General features: G+C 63.5%; 18 protein-coding genes. 10 read left to right on the top strand and 8 right to left on the bottom strand.

Annotated features, from left to right (window positions below; all coding sequences use genetic code 11):
- Positions 1-203 precede the first annotated feature (203 nt).
- Positions 204-998 (bottom strand): hypothetical protein, encoded by a 795-nt coding sequence (locus tag NKK50_RS07450; RefSeq protein WP_352543239.1) that lies wholly within the window; start codon positions 996-998, stop codon positions 204-206.
- 153 nt (positions 999-1,151) lie between these two features.
- Between NKK50_RS07450 and NKK50_RS07445 the strand changes: the two genes are divergently transcribed.
- Together NKK50_RS07445 and NKK50_RS07440 are read left to right on the top strand one after the other, a co-directional pair.
- Entirely contained in the window at positions 1,152-1,796 is a 645-nt protein-coding gene (locus tag NKK50_RS07445) for a TetR/AcrR family transcriptional regulator (protein WP_023671149.1), read from the top strand.
- 186 nt (positions 1,797-1,982) lie between these two features.
- A complete protein-coding gene (locus tag NKK50_RS07440; RefSeq protein WP_023671148.1) occupies positions 1,983-2,216 on the top strand; it encodes a DUF680 domain-containing protein in 234 nt (77 codons plus the stop codon).
- 138 nt (positions 2,217-2,354) lie between these two features.
- Here the strand turns inward: NKK50_RS07440 and NKK50_RS07435 are convergent, their stop codons facing one another.
- From NKK50_RS07435 to NKK50_RS07410, 6 genes are read right to left on the bottom strand one after another with little or no spacing between them, the layout of a single operon-like run.
- Positions 2,355-2,585, bottom strand: coding sequence for a hypothetical protein (locus tag NKK50_RS07435; protein ID WP_023691851.1), 231 nt, complete (start codon positions 2,583-2,585; stop codon positions 2,355-2,357).
- Between the two features lie 52 nt (positions 2,586-2,637).
- Positions 2,638-3,222 (bottom strand): sarcosine oxidase subunit gamma, encoded by a 585-nt coding sequence (locus tag NKK50_RS07430; RefSeq protein ID WP_023691852.1) that lies wholly within the window; start codon positions 3,220-3,222, stop codon positions 2,638-2,640.
- Positions 3,215-6,208 carry a sarcosine oxidase subunit alpha gene (locus NKK50_RS07425; RefSeq protein ID WP_352543238.1) on the bottom strand — a complete coding sequence of 998 codons (2,994 nt, stop codon included), beginning with the start codon at positions 6,206-6,208 and terminating at the stop codon, positions 3,215-3,217. The genes NKK50_RS07430 and NKK50_RS07425 overlap by 8 nt, the downstream gene beginning before the upstream one ends.
- Entirely contained in the window at positions 6,205-6,516 is a 312-nt protein-coding gene (locus NKK50_RS07420; protein WP_023683197.1) for a sarcosine oxidase subunit delta, read from the bottom strand. The genes NKK50_RS07425 and NKK50_RS07420 overlap by 4 nt, the downstream gene beginning before the upstream one ends.
- Before the next feature lie 12 nt (positions 6,517-6,528).
- Entirely contained in the window at positions 6,529-6,951 is a 423-nt protein-coding gene (locus NKK50_RS07415; protein WP_023710913.1) for a hypothetical protein, read from the bottom strand.
- Entirely contained in the window at positions 6,951-8,204 is a 1,254-nt protein-coding gene (locus tag NKK50_RS07410; protein ID WP_023725217.1) for a sarcosine oxidase subunit beta, read from the bottom strand. The genes NKK50_RS07415 and NKK50_RS07410 overlap by 1 nt, the downstream gene beginning before the upstream one ends.
- A 202-nt stretch (positions 8,205-8,406) precedes the next feature.
- On the opposite strand from NKK50_RS07410, the gene NKK50_RS07405 reads away from it, so the two are divergent.
- The 8 genes from NKK50_RS07405 (at position 8,407) to NKK50_RS07370 (ending at position 14,605) form a co-directional block, all read left to right on the top strand.
- Entirely contained in the window at positions 8,407-8,775 is a 369-nt protein-coding gene (locus NKK50_RS07405; protein ID WP_023695619.1) for a DUF2568 domain-containing protein, read from the top strand.
- 134 nt (positions 8,776-8,909) lie between these two features.
- The gene (locus tag NKK50_RS07400; protein ID WP_352543237.1) at positions 8,910-9,668 is read left to right on the top strand and encodes an SDR family oxidoreductase; all 759 of its coding nucleotides are present in this window, start codon (positions 8,910-8,912) and stop codon (positions 9,666-9,668) included.
- Between the two features lie 105 nt (positions 9,669-9,773).
- Entirely contained in the window at positions 9,774-10,160 is a 387-nt protein-coding gene (locus tag NKK50_RS07395; protein WP_023671139.1) for an SET domain-containing protein, read from the top strand.
- A gap of 176 nt (positions 10,161-10,336) precedes the next feature.
- Positions 10,337-10,615, top strand: a complete 279-nt coding sequence (gene rpsU / locus NKK50_RS07390) for a 30S ribosomal protein S21 (protein ID WP_023671138.1) — start codon at positions 10,337-10,339, stop codon at positions 10,613-10,615.
- A gap of 203 nt (positions 10,616-10,818) precedes the next feature.
- Positions 10,819-11,673 carry a tetratricopeptide repeat protein gene (locus tag NKK50_RS07385; RefSeq protein ID WP_023671137.1) on the top strand — a complete coding sequence of 285 codons (855 nt, stop codon included), beginning with the start codon at positions 10,819-10,821 and terminating at the stop codon, positions 11,671-11,673.
- A 259-nt stretch (positions 11,674-11,932) separates the two neighbouring features.
- Positions 11,933-12,406 carry a DUF992 domain-containing protein gene (locus NKK50_RS07380; RefSeq protein WP_023671136.1) on the top strand — a complete coding sequence of 158 codons (474 nt, stop codon included), beginning with the start codon at positions 11,933-11,935 and terminating at the stop codon, positions 12,404-12,406.
- Positions 12,407-12,495: 89 nt separating this feature from the next.
- Positions 12,496-12,975, top strand: coding sequence for a DUF992 domain-containing protein (locus NKK50_RS07375; protein WP_023671135.1), 480 nt, complete (start codon positions 12,496-12,498; stop codon positions 12,973-12,975).
- 193 nt (positions 12,976-13,168) lie between these two features.
- A complete protein-coding gene (locus NKK50_RS07370; protein WP_023735050.1) occupies positions 13,169-14,605 on the top strand; it encodes an MFS transporter in 1,437 nt (478 codons plus the stop codon).
- 120 nt (positions 14,606-14,725) lie between these two features.
- Here NKK50_RS07370 and coaBC read toward each other — a convergent pair whose 3' ends face one another.
- On the bottom strand, positions 14,726-16,192 hold the full coding sequence (gene coaBC / locus NKK50_RS07365; RefSeq protein ID WP_352543236.1) for a bifunctional phosphopantothenoylcysteine decarboxylase/phosphopantothenate--cysteine ligase CoaBC: 1,467 nt from the start codon (positions 16,190-16,192) through the stop codon (positions 14,726-14,728).
- Positions 16,193-16,203: the final 11 nt, after the last annotated feature.

The raw sequence follows: 16,203 nt of genomic DNA, 5'->3' as shown, positions 1-16,203 counted from the left end.
TCAGTTCCGTTCCCCGACCGGGGAGCAAGCCCACACGGAGGCGGTGGCAACCGGCCTGGAAACAGGACGCAAACCGATCACCGTCTGTAGACAGAGCATGATGCCGAAAAGTGTGAAGCGGTTTTCGGACGACATCATGCTCTATCTATTTGATTTAGAGCCGGATTCAGATTCAGGTCAATTCGACCTGAAATCATCCGGCTCTAGCGCGCATCGCTGGAAATGAACTTCATGTGCCGGCTGACTTGCAGGGCGATGTAGACGACCAGCGAGCATCCGATCGGAAACACGATCTCAATGAGGCCGGTGGCGACAGCCTGCGGCAATGCCAGCGCAATGTCCTTGGCTGCGGCGGTCTCGATCGTCAGCGCCGTGATCCCGCCGCCGAACACCGCGCCGGCCAAGGCACCCGCCAGCATGAAATGCAGCGAGCGAGGTTTTTCCTTGGATGCCAGCGAAGCCAGCATCCAGCCCAGCAAGCCATACTCGATCGCCCGCAACATACCGAGCGTGGTGAGCGACAGGATCACGGGCTTTGCCGATACATCAAGCGCGCTCACCATCACCTTTTGCGTACCTTTGGCGATGCCCATGGCCAGCGGCCCCGAGATCATGGCGATAAGGCCGCCAAGCGAGGCTCGCACCTTGGTGATCGCCGTGCCGAGGCTGACGCCGGCGCAGACGAAGAATGACCAGGTCACGCCTTGCGCCAAGTCTATCAGAACCTGGGTCGGGGCCGGGTGCGAACCTGCCGCAAATCCGGCAGTCAGAATAAGCGCTTCCATGGCGAAGCCGATTGCGATCGCCAGCCATGCGACTATCACGACTCGCCTGAGCGCCAGCCTTGCGCCATGAGAAAGTGGATGTGCGCCCGGCAGCCCGGACGAAAGCTCTATCGCAGCCATAGAGGCCCCCGAAAACCGAAATTTCTTGCAGAGCCGCCAAATAGGCTTTGTTTGTAACAGTCGATGTTGCCTGCGTGCGCCCAGGTTACACATGCTGTGACATAGATGCCGGCGAAATGGACCAGACGGGCACGACTATTCGAGAGAAAGCTTGAGGTCGCTTTTTGATGTCCCTGACAGCGCCCTTGCCCGTTTCCGTACAGCGTATATATTCAGTCATGCACAACCAACCAAAGGCACCGGATCTTGCCACTGAGCGTTCAGAAACGCCGCGAGAAACAAAAGGCCGAACTGCGTTCCGAACTGCTCGACGCAGCCCACAAGCTCGTCAAGGAAGAGGGCTATGAAGGCCTGACCATCCGCAAGTTGGCCAAGCGGGTCGGCTATGCTCCGATGTCGGTCTATTCCTACTTCGCCGACAAGCAAGACATCCTGTTTGCGCTGGCCGAGGATGCCTTCGAAACACTTGCCCGCCGCATCGAGGAGCATCCTTCCGACGATCCGATCGAGGCCTTGCGTGCGGTGATGACCGAATATGCCGCCTTCGGGCTCGGCAACCCCAACGAATACCGCACCGTGTTCATGACCGAAAAGACCAAGCTGCCGGAAGGCAGAAGCTATGAGGACATGGAAGAGGCCAACCCGGCGATGAAAGCGCTGATATCCAGGGTCGAGGCCTGCGTTGCTGCAGGCAAGCTGCAGGGCGATCCGCGCGCCATCGCCACCATGCTTTGGGCAGTCGGCCACGGCACCATCTCGCTTTTGATCACGTTCCCGTTCTACCCCTTCGGGGATCCGCAGGCTTTCGTGACGCGGATGTGCGATTTCACACTCGCCACGCTCAGCACTCAGAATGTGCCGCCGCTGACCGAGACCCCGGTCGACTGCTGAGCATCCCCGCCCCTCCAATTCAACGTCCGGCCTGACAGCTTCGGCTGTGTCAGTGCGCCGCAATTTTCGGCATTCAAAAAAATTTGTCGTACGCGTACGCTTTTCGACTTGAAAACCCATCTCGGTGGGCGTATGTGTACGTTGTATCGTACATGTACGAAAAGAATTTAACCGATGGAGACAGACATGAACAAGACCCTTCTCGCTCTCGCCACCGTGCTGGCTCTCTCCGGCTCGGCTTTCGCCGCCAACAACACACACTCGACCAAGCAGGCCCCCGCCGCCACCTGCGTCGACACCACGACCAATGCCAAGCTCGATTGCGCCGTGACCGGCTCGGTCGAAAAGTCCGACGTCAAGGCCAAGAGCCCGCGTCTCGGCATCGAGATCAACCCATGGATCGTGCCGAGCACGTTCTAAGTTGATCGGGCTCGACCACAGCACAACGATTAATTTAAGGGCGGCAGGATAATCCCGGCCGCCCGTTTTTTCCTCAGCGCCCATTTCCTCAGCGCAAGCCGGCTTTTCCTGAGTTCAAACCTGGCGTAGCCGAACGGGTTATTTCTTGCGCGGTTTGCGACCCGGCACCGTCTTGGCCTTGCCGGGTCTTGCCGGCGCGCCTGGGATGGCGGTCGAGGTGATCGACACCGGATCGCTGGCCGGAAACGTGTCCTCGAGGCCTTCCTCGAGTTCCTCTTCTTCGGCAGTCACCTCGTGATGCTGCTCATGTTCGAGTGAGCGCACGGCGGACGTCTTGCCAGCTGACTTCGGCGGCGCTTTCGACGGCATCGTATGTTCTCCCTGATGGGGGAAGCAGAACGGCTTGACCCGTCAAACGTTCCTACGCCGCCGCGTCGCTGGCTGCTTCCGACAGGAAAGTAAAGACATAGTCCGAGAAGGAACGCCAGCACTCGACCCGGAAAGCGTCGGCTGCCGTGCGCAACAGCAGGATTTCGCACTTGCCGAGAATGGTGCGCGACGCCGCGCCCACCGGAAAAGCCTCGAGCGACAAATCCTGCGGGCAGCCTGCATTGATCGCGGCGGCAGCCGCCGGGCCGGTGACGGCGAAGGCGACGTTGCGGTGCGAGATGCCGACCGCCGAATGCAATGCGGCAACCCCAGCACGATCGGCCAGCGGATCCTTGCCAGCCTCATCGATAACCAGCCACTCGTCAGGGCCAAGCCACAGCGCCGTGCGCCCTGTCTTCGACGCCGAAGTTTTCGGCTGCTTCGGCAAGGTCAGGCCGAGCGCCTTCGACAGCGCCGCGACGGAAGCCTCCGGCGCGCGCAGCGACATGCGCTCCGCCGGCGGCAGCACCTCGACCTTGACATCCGTTGCGGAAACGACGCGTTCAGCCAGGGCCGGGCGGCGCTCGACCGACGGCGCTGCAGCTGGGGCCGTCTTCTTTGCAGCAGCCTTAGCCATTGAGGCGCCCTCCCGTCTCGTCGAAGAACACCATGCCGGTAACCTCCACTTCGATCATCCCGTTCGGCATCGGCACATAGAGCGTGTCGCCCATCCGGTCGCGCCCGCCGGCAACCAGCGCCAGCGCGATCGAGCGACCGCAATTTTCCGACCAGTAGCTGGATGTGACGTGACCGATCATCTTCATCGGGATCGCCTGCTTCGGGTCGGCGACGATCTGCGCGCCTTCCTCAAGCACCACTTTCGGGTCCTTGGTCTTCAAGCCGACCAGCTGCTTGCGGCCCTTGGCGACCAGATCGGGCCGCGTCAGGCCGCGAATGCCGACGAAATCGGTCTTCTTCTTGCCGACCGCCCAGTCGAGCCCGGCATCGTTCGGCGTCACCGTACCGTCCGTGTCCTGCCCGACGATGATGTAGCCCTTTTCGGCGCGCAGCACGTGCATCGCCTCGGTGCCGTAGGCAGTCGCGCCATGCTTTTGGCCCTCGGCCCACAGCGCTTCCCAGACGGCCTGGCCGTGATCGGCCGGCACGTTGACTTCAAAACCGCGCTCGCCGGTGAACGACATGCGAAACAGCCTGGTCGGCACGCCGCAGATCTTGCCTTCGCGCACCGACATATGCGGCAGCGCCTCGTCCGACATGTCGACGCCTTCGACCAGCGGTGCAATGATGTCGCGCGACTTCGGCCCCTGCACGGCGATGACCGCCCATTGTTCGGTGATCGACGTCAGCCAGACATTGAGATGCGGGAACTCGGTCTGGAGATAGTCCTCCATGTGGTTCATGACGCGCGGCGCGCCGCCGGTTGTCGTCGTCACATGGAAACGATCCGGCGCCAGTCGGCCGACGACGCCGTCATCATAGATGAAGCCGTCCTCGCGCAGCATGATGCCATAGCGGCAGCGGCCGCGTTCCAGCTTCTCCCATGGATTGGTGTAGAGCAGTTCCATGAACCTGGCCGCATCCGGTCCGACCACTTCGATCTTGCCCAGCGTCGAGGCATCGAACAGGCCGGCATTGCTGCGCACAGCGACGCATTCGCGGTCGACCGCCTTGTGCATGTCCTCGCCGGGTTTGGGGAAATACCAGGCGCGCTTCCACTGGCCGACATCCTCGAACACCGCGCCTTGAGCTTCCGCCCAGGGATGGATCGCGGTCTTGCGTGTCGGGTCGAACAGCGGACCGCGCGAATGGCTGACGATCGCGCCGAAAGTGACAGGCGTATAGGGTGCGCGGAACGTGGTCAGCCCGACCTCGGGGATCGGCTTGCCCAGCGTCTCGGCGGCAATCGCCAGGCCGTGCATGTTGGAGGTCTTGCCCTGGTCGGTCGCCATGCCGTTGGTGGTGAAGCGCTTGACGTGCTCGATCGAGCGCATGCCTTCATGCACCGCCTGGCGGATGTCCTTGGCGGTGACGTCGTTCTGGAAATCGACGAAGGCCTTGACCGTCTTGTCCGGCCCGGCGCCGGGCGCCGCGCCCAGCATGCCGCGCGACCAGCTTTCCGACGCGTCGACCTTCGGCTTAACGCCCTTGGCCACTTTGCCGCCCGCATCCTTCGCCGCCTTGGCGCCGGCCGCATAGGCTTCGTCGATCGACGCCGAGAGCCCATCCGTACCGTTGCAGGCGCCGACCGAAACGCAGTCCTGCGCATAGATGCCCGGCACGAAGCGCTTGGTCTCGTCATTGAAGGCGACCTTGCCGCGCGACTGCGAGAACAGATGCACCGATGGCGTCCAGCCGGCCGACATCAGGATGGCATCGACCGGAATGGTGCGCTCGCCGCCCCCATTCTTCGGCTGAACCGTCATCGAGGTCACGCGCAACTTGCCGCCGGCGCGGATCACCGCGCGGCCGAAATTGACCTCAATGCCGAGCGCCCTCGCCTCGTCGATCACAGGTCCGGTCGGATGGTCGCGCAGGTCGACGATCGCCGCCACGTTGACGCCGGCCTTCTTCAGGTCGATCGCGGCGGAGTAGGCCGAGTCATTGGTGGTGTAGACGCCGACATTTTTGCCGACCGCGACACCGTACTGGTTGAGATAAGTCCGCGCCGCCGAGGCCAGCATGATGCCGGGCCGGTCATTGTCGGCAAACACGATATGGCGTTCGATGGCGCCGGTCGCCAGCACCACGCGCTTGGCGCGTACCTGCCATAGGCGCTCGCGCGGCAAATCGCGGCCGGGGTTTTGCAGATGGTCGCTGACCCGCTCGACCAGGCCGACGAAGTTCTGCGCGTAGTAGCCGAACGCCGTCGTGCGCGACAAAACGCGGACATTGTCCAGGGCGGTGAGCTTGGCCACCGCGCCTTGCGCCCAGGCATAACCGTCCTGGCCGTCGATCTTCGCCCCGCTCTCGAAGCGCAGGCTGCCGCCGAAGCTGGCCTGTTCATCGGCGAGGATGACACGCGCGCCGGTTTCGGCAGCGGCGAGCGCTGCCGCAATGCCGGCCGCACCGCCGCCTAGCACCAGTACGTCGCAATGCGCATAGCGCGACGAATAATGGTCGGGATCTGGCTTGTCAGGCGAAACGCCGAGGCCGGCCGCGGCGCGGATCTTCGGCTCGTAGAGGCTCTTCCAGGCTGCCTTCGGCCACATGAAGGTCTTGTAGTAGAAGCCGGCCGAAAACAGCGGCGATGCCAGATCGCTGACCGCGCCGACATCGAAGGCGAGCGAGGGCCAGCGGTTCTGAGATTGGGCGACAAGCCCGTCATAAAGTTCCTGCACGGTGGCGCGGATGTTCGGCGCCTTGCGCGCGGCGTCGCGCTTGACCTCGACCAGCGCGTTTGGCTCTTCCGCTCCGGCCGACAGGAAGCCGCGCGGACGGTGATACTTGAACGAACGTCCCACCAGATGCACGCCATTGGCAAGCAGCGCCGAGGCCAGCGTGTCGCCTTCGATGCCGGTGTAAGACTGGCCGTCGAAAGAGAACCGCGCGGTCTTGGCCTGGCTGAGACGGCCGGCGCTCGGAATGCGGAACGCGCCGCTCATTTGGAAGCCATTTCGTTGGAGTTTTTGGGCAGCTTGGACGGTTTCGGCTCGCCGGCTTTGTAAGTCATGACGAACTTGTCGGTGACGGTGTCGCGCACCGCATTGAAGAAGCGTGCGCAGCCATGGATGTGGCGCCAGCGCTCATAGATGATGCCCTTGGGGTTCGAGCGGATGAAGAAGAACTTTTCAAAATCGTCGTCGCTCTCGCCCGCCATGTTGGCCGAACGCGCAATATGCGCCTCGCCGGCGTTACGGAACTCGAGCTCCGGGCGCTCTTCCTCGCAATAGGGGCAGCGGATGAGAAGCATTATCGTTCGTTCCTACAATTCGCCGTGGCCGACATGCGCGCCGGCCGGTTGGTTGCAAAGCCTCTGGCCCATCGCCGCAAAAGGCGCGACGAGCCGAATGCGCTCCTCCACGCTTGCGGCGGGGCGAAACAGCTCGCGATACGCCATGTTGCCGATCGTGAGCTGAAACGGATCGGTCGTCACGATGACGCTGCGCGGCTCGAATGTGTCGTCCTCGCCGAGATCGGAGGGCCTGTTCTCCATGAAGATGACCACCTTCTGGCCACCGCTCCACACGCATGCCAGAATGCCGGCGTCGATCGAAAACGGCCAATTGGCTTCGTTGCCGGCGCGGCTGATCGGCTGCGTCCGCACCTCGTCCGGTGACGGAAAATGGAACAGGTCCTGCTCCCCCGCCAGCACCAGCGGCACCGCTACAGCCAGTTCCACCATCATCAGTGCGCCACCGCCGCCGCTGCTGCCTCGTCGATGAGGCGCCCGGTGCGGAAGCGCTCGATGGTGAAGGGCGCGTTGATCGGATGCGGATCGTCCTTGGCAATCGTGTGGGCAAAGACATGGCCTGAGCCGGGCGTTGCCTTGAAGCCGCCCGTGCCCCAGCCGCAATTGACGTAGAGGCCGGGCACCGGCGTCTTGGCCAGGATCGGCGAACGGTCGGGCGTCACGTCGACGATGCCGCCCCACGAGCGCAGCATCTTCATGCGGGTGAAGATCGGGAACATCTCGCAGATGGCGTCGAGCGTGTGCTGCAGGATATGCAGGCCGCCGGTCTGCGAATAGGAGACATACTGGTCGGTGCCGGCGCCGATCACCAGCTCGCCCTTGTCGGACTGCGAGATATAAGCGTGCACCGTGTTCGACATAACCACGCACGGCACCACTGGCTTGACCGGCTCCGACACCAGCGCCTGCAGCGGATAGCTTTCCAGCGGCATGCGCACGCCGGCCATGTTCATGATCACCGAGGAGTGGCCTGCAGCCACCACGCCGACCTTCTTGGCGCTGATGAAGCCGCGCGTCGTGTCGACGCCCATGACCGCGCCATTGGCCGCCCGCTTGACGCCGGTGACCTCGCAATTCTGGATGATGTGCACGCCGCGCGCCGAAGCGCCGCGCGCATAGCCCCAGGCCACCGCATCATGACGCGCCGTGCCGCCTCGCCGCTGCAAGGCGGCGCCGACGACGGGATAGCGCGCCTGCCTGGAAATGTTGAGCGGCGGGCAGAATTCCTTCGCCTGCTCAGGCGTCAGCCATTCATTGTCGATGCCGTTGAGACGGTTGGCATGGACATGGCGCTTCAGCACCTGGATGTCGTGCACATTGTGCGCCAGCATCATGACGCCGCGCGCCGAATACATGACGTTGTAGTTGAGTTCCTGGGAGAGCCCATCCCACAGCTTCAGCGCATGGTCGTAAATGCCGGCGCTCTCGTCATAGAGATAGTTGGAGCGGATGATGGTGGTGTTGCGCCCGGTGTTGCCGCCGCCTAGCCAGCCCTTTTCCAGCACCGCGACATTGGTGATGCCGTGCACGGTGGCGAGATAGTAGGCGGTGGCCAGGCCATGACCGCCGGCGCCGACGATGATGACGTCATATTCCTTCTTCGGTTCCGGCGAGGACCATTGTTCCTCCCAGCCCTTGTGGCCGCGCATGGCCTCGCGGGCGATGGCGAATACCGAATATTTTTTCAACGTTCCAGCCTCGCAAATGGCGGTGGGGTATTTTACGCAGCCCCGGCGCGCGAGGTGTATCACTAGCGAAAGGGCGCTTCCATCCTTGCGCTGTTTGCGACGGCGCTTGCCGTTTTGCGCCGCGGTGGAAAAGACCTGCCCGAGCTGGCAGGCATGGCTGCGTTCGGACACACTGGCGATCGCGAGACTCTGGAGGACGGATATGGGCAACGCCTGGTGGAATCTGACGTTGCGTTTCCTGCTGGAACTTGCCGCCTTGCTTGGCCTCGGCTTTGCCGGCTGGAGCCTCTCCGGCGGATGGTGGCGCTGGCTCCTCGCCTTGGCCTTGCCGATCATTGCAGCTGCGCTGTGGGGAACCTTCGCGGTGCGCGGCGACCCAAGCCGGTCCGGACGCGCGCCGGTTCCTGTACCAGGCGCAGTCAGGCTGGTGCTTGAACTGGCCATCCTGTTTGGCGGTGCAGCCGGATTCTATGCCGCCGGTCACACAACCACGGGCGTTGTCATCACGCTGCTCATCGCCATCAGCTACGCATTTTCGCTCGACCGCCTCGGCTGGCTGCTGAAGCAATAGTCCGGCGCGCGGCGCTTGTGCCGCGGCGAAGCCATTCAGCAAGTCGAGCACGTATCGGGTGGCTAGCACCGTCCCGAACTGCGATCAACATCCCGGTTGCCGGCACAGCCGGCGCGATGAAAGGATGTAAGAAAATGTTCGTACTCACCAGTAAAATAGCAATCGTCACCGGCGCCAGTTCCGGCATCGGCCGCGCCACCGCAAAACTCTTCGCCGAAGAAGGCGCCAGGGTCGTCATCGCCGCCCGCCGCCAGGCCGAACTCGATGCGCTGGTCGTCGAAATCGAGGACGCCGGCGGCACGGCAGTCGCGCTTGCCGGCGATGTCCGCGACGAAGCCTATGCAAAAGCCCTCGTCGATCTCGCCGTCGAAAAATTCGGCGGGCTCGATATCGCCTTCAACAATGTCGGCTCCGTCGGAACGATGGGTCCGATTTCGGAACTGTCGCTGGACGGATGGCGCGAGACGCTCGACGCCAATCTGACCAGCGCCTTTCTCGGCGCGAAATACCAGGTGCCGGCGATGGTCGAACGCGGCGGCGGATCGCTGATCTTCACCTCGACCTTCGTCGGTCACACAGTCGGCATGCCGGGCATGACCAGCTATGCCGCGAGCAAGGCCGGACTGATCGGCCTGACGCAGGTACTGGCCGCCGAATACGGCCCCAGGGGCGTGCGGGTCAACGCGCTGATGCCGGGTGGCACCGACACCCCGTCGGCAACATTCAAGACGCCGGAATCACGCGCTTTCGTGGAAAACCTGCATGCCTTGAAACGTGTCGCTGTGCCTGAAGAGATCGCCCGCGCTGCGCTCTTCCTGGCATCGGATGCGTCGAGCTTCACCACAGGATCGGCGCTGTTTGCCGATGGCGGCGTCTCGATCACCCGGACGTGAAGCATTTCGCGGGTCATCGCCCGCGCCGATCAGCCATAGAACCCGAAACCGGACTTGCTTTTTCCACGCGATTTGGCGATTCGGTTTCGGGTGAGGAGGACGGACATGCTGCTGATCAGGACCTATGTCGCCCAGAGCGCAATCGAAGGCGTCGGCGTGTTCGCCGCCGAGCCGATCAGGAAGGGCGCCTCGATCTGGCGGCTCGATCCGGATTTCGACCGGCTGATCCCGATGGACAAATACGAGGCGGCGCCGCCGCACCTCAAGGAATTGCTCGACCGCTATGCCTATCCGAGCCCCGACCGTCCCGGCTTCATGGTCTATGAAGTCGATAATGGCCGCTTCATGAACCACGCCGAGCGGCCGAACACGGATTTTTCGCAATATGGCGGCGCCACCGCCACTCGAGATATATCAGCCGGCGAGGAAATTACCTGCGATTACGGCGAATTCTTCGAGGATTTCGCACGGCTCCATCTGGCCAGCGCCTAGTTGGCGCCCTATCTCGGGGCTGCCGTGGCAAATTGGCGGTTGTCCTTCATTTCCAGTGTGGACAGCGCGGCCTGATTCTGCTATCAGCCGCCACAATTCGTGGTGTAAAGCGCCGCGGAGGCATGTGGCTATGGTCACTTGCCTGTTGATATCAAACCCGAAAGACAGGATTGCCCGTGCAGGTACTCGTCCGCGACAATAACGTTGATCAGGCGCTTCGCGCTCTCAAAAAGAAGATGCAGCGCGAAGGCATTTTCCGCGAAATGAAGATGCGCGGCCATTACGAGAAGCCTTCCGAGAAGCGCGCCCGTGAAAAGGCCGAAGCCGTTCGCCGCGCCCGCAAGCTGGCCCGCAAGCGCGCCCAGCGCGAAGGCCTGCTGCCGATGACGCCGCGCCCGGTTGCTGCCGGCGCCGCCGGTGGTCCTGGTGGTGCTCCGCGTCCGCCGCGGTTCTGACGCCAATTTTTCGTCCTTTTCGAAGGATACTCTGAGGTGGCGCGATGCGGAATCGCCGCCACCTTTTTGTTTGGAGCGCCGCCATTCTGTTGGAGGCCGTTCCCTTGAACGCGCAAACGGCGTTCTAGATTTTGTTACGACAATCTGTGACCCGGCCCGGAGGGGGACCTGGACGGCGCGGCTGAAGTGAGGACAGGGCAGACATGAACGCAATCGGCGTAGAGCGCAAAACCACAATGCGCGGTTTGGCCCTGGCGGCAGCCCTGATGTCCGGCCTGGTGCTTGCCAGTTGCCAGAGCGTTCCGACCGGCGAATTCAACAACATCGACAAGGCGCAAGGCTCAAGCGAGAACATCTCCTCGCTGTCGGCGGTGATCCAGCGCAATCCGCAGGATCCGGAAGGCTACAATGTGCGCGGCTCGGCCTATGGCCGTGGCGGCCAGTACCAGGCGGCGCTGAAGGATTTCGACACCGCCATCCAGCTCAACCCGAATTTCTACCAGGCCTATTCGAACCGGGCACTGATCCAGCGCTTCCTCGGCAACCAGGCGGCCGCCCTTGCCGACTACAACCGCTCGATCCAGATCAATGCAAATTATGACGCCGCCTATATCGGCCGCGGCAACCTCTATCGCAAGGCCGGCCAGACCCAGCAGGCCTTCAACGATTTCCAGAAGGCGATCCAGCTCGACACCACGGATGCCCGCGCCTATCACAATCGCGGCCTGATCTATCAAAGCCAGGGCCAGCACAAGTTTGCCATCGAGGATTTCTCGACCGCCATCTCCCTGGCGCCGGACGCGGCCGAACCCTATAACGGCCGCGGCCTCTCCTATCTCGCCATGAATGACGAGGACAACGCCTTCTCCGACTTCAACATGGCCATCAAGCTCGACGGCAAGAACGCCGAAGCCTGGTCCAACCAGGCGCTGATCTACGAGCGCCGCGGCGACAAGGTCAAGGCCTCGAAGGCCTACCGCGAAGCCGTCCATCTCGACCCGACCTACCAGCCGGCCAAGGACGGCCTGTCGCGCACATCGGGCGCCACCGCCGGCTGAGATGCAGCCGGCGCGCCGCCATCGGCGGCCTTTTATAACAACGTTCTATTCCTGATGCAGTGCGCCGCGTGAGCGGTTTCTCCCAAGGGAAAGCGCAGAGCGCTTCCCCTTGAGATTGCGTATCCAGAAAACCCCACTATCACCCAATCTTAACCACCGGGGGCAAAGCGTTAACCCCTGCCTTGATCGCGCCAAGTTTTCAGCGGAACGCTCCGGGCCATTCAACCGTTGTTGAAGGCATTTTCGAAAGGACTGACCCATGATCAAGAAAATCATCTGTGCCGCGGCACTTGCCACGACGCTGCTTGCCGTTCCCGCCAGCGCCGGCAAGCTTCAGCTCGGCACGCTCGATTGCACCATCGACGGCGGCGTCGGTTACGTCATCACGTCGAACAAGGGCGTCGACTGCACGTTCCGCCCTTATCACCATGGGCCGTCCGAGAAATACACGGGGATGATCTCCAAGCTCGGCGTCGATCTCGGCCAGACGCATCAGGGCCAGCTGGTGTGGGCGGTTCTGGCCGCCACCCGCGGCCATGACGAGGGCGACCTTGCCGGCCATTATTACGGCGTCAACGCCGAGGCGAGCGTGGTGACCGGCGGCGGCGCCAATCTGCTGGTCGGCGGGCTGGACGGCGCCTTTGTGCTGGAGCCGCTCAGCGTCCAGGCGCAGACCGGCGTCAATGTAGCGGTCGCCGTGACCTCCCTGGAGCTGATCCACTCGTTCAAATAAGCATCGGCAAATAAGGATCGACTGATCCCTCTACGCGCGGCGCGGAACAGGTTACTGTTTCGCGCCGCATGCTTTTTGGGGGATCCGCCGTGCTGAAACCAGCCATCGCCGCCGCTATCACCATCATCTGTACCGCCCAGGCCCAAGCGCAAGGCCAGGGTATCGAACTCGGTGTGCTCGATTGCGCCATCGGCGGCGGCACCGGCTTCATCTTCGGCTCCAGCAAGGATCTGAGCTGCACCTTCACGCCGGCCGACAAGAGCTTTTCGCCGGAAGCCTATTTCGGCGCCGTCAACAAATACGGGCTCGACATCGGCACCACCAAGCAGACCGTCATGCAATGGCTGGTGCTGACGCCGCTGAGGAACATCTATGCGCCCGGCGCGTTGGCCGGCGACTATATCGGCGCCAGCGCCGAAGTGACCGCGGCGGTCGGCGCCGGCGCCAATCTCCTGGTCGGCGGCTCCTCGCAGGCCTTCACCCTGCAGCCGCTCAGCCTGCAGACGCAGACCGGTATCAACATTGCGATCGGCGTCAGCCAGTTTCAGCTGCGCAGCATTGAGAACTGACCGGCGCATCAAGCGGAGAGGCTTCCGGCCAATCTCGACCGTTTGCACTTCGATAAAAAGCCACTTGAGCTCAACTGCGCTTGAGGTTTTACAACTCGCCTGACTGAAACAGCGCGCATGGCCCCGCCGGAAAGCCCGACTGGCTTCTGGCGCCATGCGCCGGCATCGAGATATGCAAAGGCAGGGTAAAAGAATGACTGGAATCACCAGCAACAAGGTCGACTGGCGGGCATTGTGGGCAAGCGGCGACCTCGCGCGCTTCTGCTTCATCAGCCTCGGCATCCTGCTGCACGCCACCAACGAGACGATGGTGGCGACGGTCATGCCGGCCATGGTCGGGGACCTCGCCGGTGTGCAGTTCGTCGGCTGGTCGCTGGCCGTCTACGAGCTCGGCGCCATTGTCGCCGGCGCAGCGGCCGGGCGGCTGGTCAGCTATGTCGCTCTACGCTCCAACGTCACGGTCGCCGCCCTGCTCTATGCCGTGGGCGCACTGATCTGCGCCACCGCGCCGTCCATGCCGGTGTTTCTTGGCGGCCGTCTGGTCGAGGGTCTCGGCGGCGGTGCGCTGGTGTCGCTGGCCTTCGTCTCGGTCGAGCGGCTGTTTAACCGCAGCATCTGGCCACAGCTGTTCGGCATCATGTCGGCGATCTGGGGCGTCGCTGCCTTCAGCGGCCCGATGCTCGGCGCGATCATGGTCGAACTCCTGTCCTGGCGCTGGGCCTTCGGCGTCTTCGTGCTGGGTGGCATCGCCATGGCATCGGCAAGCTTCATCGTCCTGAACACGCCGGAAGCGACGAAGCCGCAAGCCGCCGCCGGCACCTCGCCGCCCTTCCCCTTTGCAGCACTTGGCTGCCTCGCCATCGCCGTCGTGCTGATCGCCACCGCAGGCGTCGACGTCGCCTTGCTTCGATCGTCGCTGCTGCTGGTCCTCGGCCTCGCCGGCCTGGCGCTGTTCGTTTTCGTCGACGCCATGAAGCCGCAATCGCGACTGTTCCCGTCGGGCCTGTTCTCATGGCGCTCGCCGGTCGGCAGCGGCATGAGCATGGTTGCCGCCTTCTCGGTGGCGACAGTCTCTTTTTCCATCTACGGGCCGCTTCTGCTTACCACGCTGCACGGCATCCCGATCCTGACCACAGGCTACATCATCGCCGCCGAATCGATCGCCTGGTCAATCCTGTCGATCGCCGTCGCCAATGCGCCGCTGCAGCGCGAACGGCAGATCCTCGTCATCGGCGCGCTGATGATTGCAGCCGGCCTCGCCGGTTTCGCCTATGCCATCCCCGCCGGCTCGATCCCGGTGATCCTGCTCTGCGCTTTGTTGCAAGGCGGTGGCTTCGGCGTGTCATGGCCCTTCCTGACCCGCATCATCGTTGCCTCGGCCCGCGACGGCGAGCAGACGATCGCCTCGGCCGCCGTGCCGACCATGCAGCGCATCGGCTACGCCGTGGGCGCCGCCATGGCCGGCATCATCGCCAATGCCAGCGGCTTTTCGGACGGGCTGAACCGCGAGGCAGCAGCGCACGTCGCCGGCTGGCTGTACCTGGCCTTCGTGCCACTTGGCATTGTCGGTTGCCTGGCGGCGTTGAAGATGGCTTTGGCGGCACGCCGGCCGCAATTGGCGACAGGCTGAGGGCACGGCGGATCGAGAATTTGGCGACAGCATTCCGCCGGCGCTGTCGGCGTCAAATGCCCTCGGCCACAAGGCTGCCTGCAAGACCATGGCCTGCCCGATTGCGGAACCGGCGGCCGCTCAGGCTTGCAAACGCTCGGCGATGAGCGCGGCGAGCCGCGCCGCCACCTCGTCCTTGCCCATCTCAGGCCATTCCTCGACGCCGTCCTTCGAGACGATGCGCACCTTGTTGCGGTCGCCGCCCATGACGCCGGTGGGGCCGACGCCGCTTTCATGCGAGACATCGTTGGCGACAATGAAATCGGCGCCCTTCTTCTTCAGCTTGGCCTCGGCATTCGCAATCAGGTCCTGCGTCTCGGCGGCGAAGCCGACAACCAGCCCCGGCCGTTGCCCGTGATGACCAACACTGGCGAGAATGTCGGGGTTTTCGACCATTTGCAGCGCCGGTGGGCCCTGGCCCGCCACCTTCTTGATCTTCTCGCCGGCCGTGCCAGCGGTGCGCCAGTCGGCGACGGCAGCTACGAAGACCGCGGCGTCCGCCGGCAACAACTGTTCGACGGCCGCCTTCATCTCGGCCGCGGTCTCGACATGTGTCGTCACAACGCCGGCCGGATCGGCAATGCTGACCGGACCGGAGATCAGGCGTACATCCGCGCCCAGTCTTGCCAGCGCTGCCGCAATCGCATGGCCCTGCTTGCCCGAAGAGCGGTTGGCGATGTAGCGCACCGGGTCGATCGGCTCATGCGTCGGCCCCGAGGTGACGATGATCCTGCGGCCGGCCAGCGGCTTCGGCCTGCTGTCGAGCAGTGCCTCGATCACTGCCACGATGTCCAGCGGCTCGGCCATGCGGCCTTCGCCCACCTCATTGCTCTCGGCCATCTCGCCCCTGGCCGGGCCGACAAAGGCGATGCCGTCCTTGGCGAGCGTCGCCCGGTTGCGGCGCGTCGCGGCATGCGACCACATTTTCGGGTTCATCGCCGGCGCCATCAGCACCTTCTTGTCGGTGGCGAGCAGCACCGTCGAGGCCAGATCGTTGGCATGGCCGTTGGCGAGCTTGGCCATCAGGTCGGCGGTGGCCGGCGCCACCACCAAGAGGTCGGCCTCGCGCGACAGGCGGATATGGCCAACATCGTGCTCGTCACTGCGGTCGAAGAGTTCGGTGAAGACATGGTCGGCCGAAAGCGCGCCGACCGAAAGCGTGGTGACGAACTCCTGCGCCGCCGATGTCATCACGACGCGCACCGCCGCACCGCGCTCGCGCAGCCGGCGGATCAGGTCCAGCGCCTTGTAGGCGGCGATGCCGCCGCCGATGATCAGCAGGATGCGCTTGCCGTCGAGGGTGTTGTGCGTTTTTGTGGATTGACCTCGCTGGGACAGATCGTTGTCAAAACCTCCATGAGGCTCAACCAGGCGGCGGATTGTTGCATAGAGGGTTTCGCTCTCGGGCATGCCGGCTTCCGCCGACAGCACGCTTTTGGCAAGCGCATCACGCGCCTCTTCCTCCATCGACACCCCGCGCGCCGCAGCGCGCTCACGCAATTTCTGCTTCACGTCGTCAGCTAGATTGCGGACAGTAATGGTGCCCATGACTTGCTCCG

This window comes from Mesorhizobium sp. M0001, from assembly GCF_040324255.1.
GTDB lineage: Bacteria > Pseudomonadota > Alphaproteobacteria > Rhizobiales > Rhizobiaceae > Mesorhizobium.
This window is presented reverse-complemented; position numbering and strand designations above follow the sequence as displayed.

Bases quoted from the DNA above. Each gene is read 5' to 3' on its own strand.
- NKK50_RS07395 (WP_023671139.1), top strand. From the start codon at position 9,774: ATGCTGCTGATCAGGACCTATGTCGCCCAGAGCGCAATCGAAGGCGTC.
- NKK50_RS07415 (WP_023710913.1), bottom strand. From the start codon at position 6,951: ATGATGGTGGAACTGGCTGTAGCGGTGCCGCTGGTGCTGGCGGGGGAG.
- NKK50_RS07370 (WP_023735050.1), top strand. From the start codon at position 13,169: ATGACTGGAATCACCAGCAACAAGGTCGACTGGCGGGCATTGTGGGCA.
- coaBC (WP_352543236.1), bottom strand. From the start codon at position 16,192: ATGGGCACCATTACTGTCCGCAATCTAGCTGACGACGTGAAGCAGAAA.
- NKK50_RS07425 (WP_352543238.1), bottom strand. From the start codon at position 6,208: ATGAGCGGCGCGTTCCGCATTCCGAGCGCCGGCCGTCTCAGCCAGGCC.
- NKK50_RS07440 (WP_023671148.1), top strand. From the start codon at position 1,983: ATGAACAAGACCCTTCTCGCTCTCGCCACCGTGCTGGCTCTCTCCGGC.
- NKK50_RS07435 (WP_023691851.1), bottom strand. From the start codon at position 2,585: ATGCCGTCGAAAGCGCCGCCGAAGTCAGCTGGCAAGACGTCCGCCGTG.
- NKK50_RS07420 (WP_023683197.1), bottom strand. From the start codon at position 6,516: ATGCTTCTCATCCGCTGCCCCTATTGCGAGGAAGAGCGCCCGGAGCTC.
- NKK50_RS07385 (WP_023671137.1), top strand. From the start codon at position 10,819: ATGAACGCAATCGGCGTAGAGCGCAAAACCACAATGCGCGGTTTGGCC.
- NKK50_RS07450 (WP_352543239.1), bottom strand. From the start codon at position 998: ATGTGTAACCTGGGCGCACGCAGGCAACATCGACTGTTACAAACAAAG.
- NKK50_RS07400 (WP_352543237.1), top strand. From the start codon at position 8,910: ATGTTCGTACTCACCAGTAAAATAGCAATCGTCACCGGCGCCAGTTCC.
- NKK50_RS07430 (WP_023691852.1), bottom strand. From the start codon at position 3,222: ATGGCTAAGGCTGCTGCAAAGAAGACGGCCCCAGCTGCAGCGCCGTCG.
- NKK50_RS07405 (WP_023695619.1), top strand. From the start codon at position 8,407: ATGGGCAACGCCTGGTGGAATCTGACGTTGCGTTTCCTGCTGGAACTT.
- NKK50_RS07380 (WP_023671136.1), top strand. From the start codon at position 11,933: ATGATCAAGAAAATCATCTGTGCCGCGGCACTTGCCACGACGCTGCTT.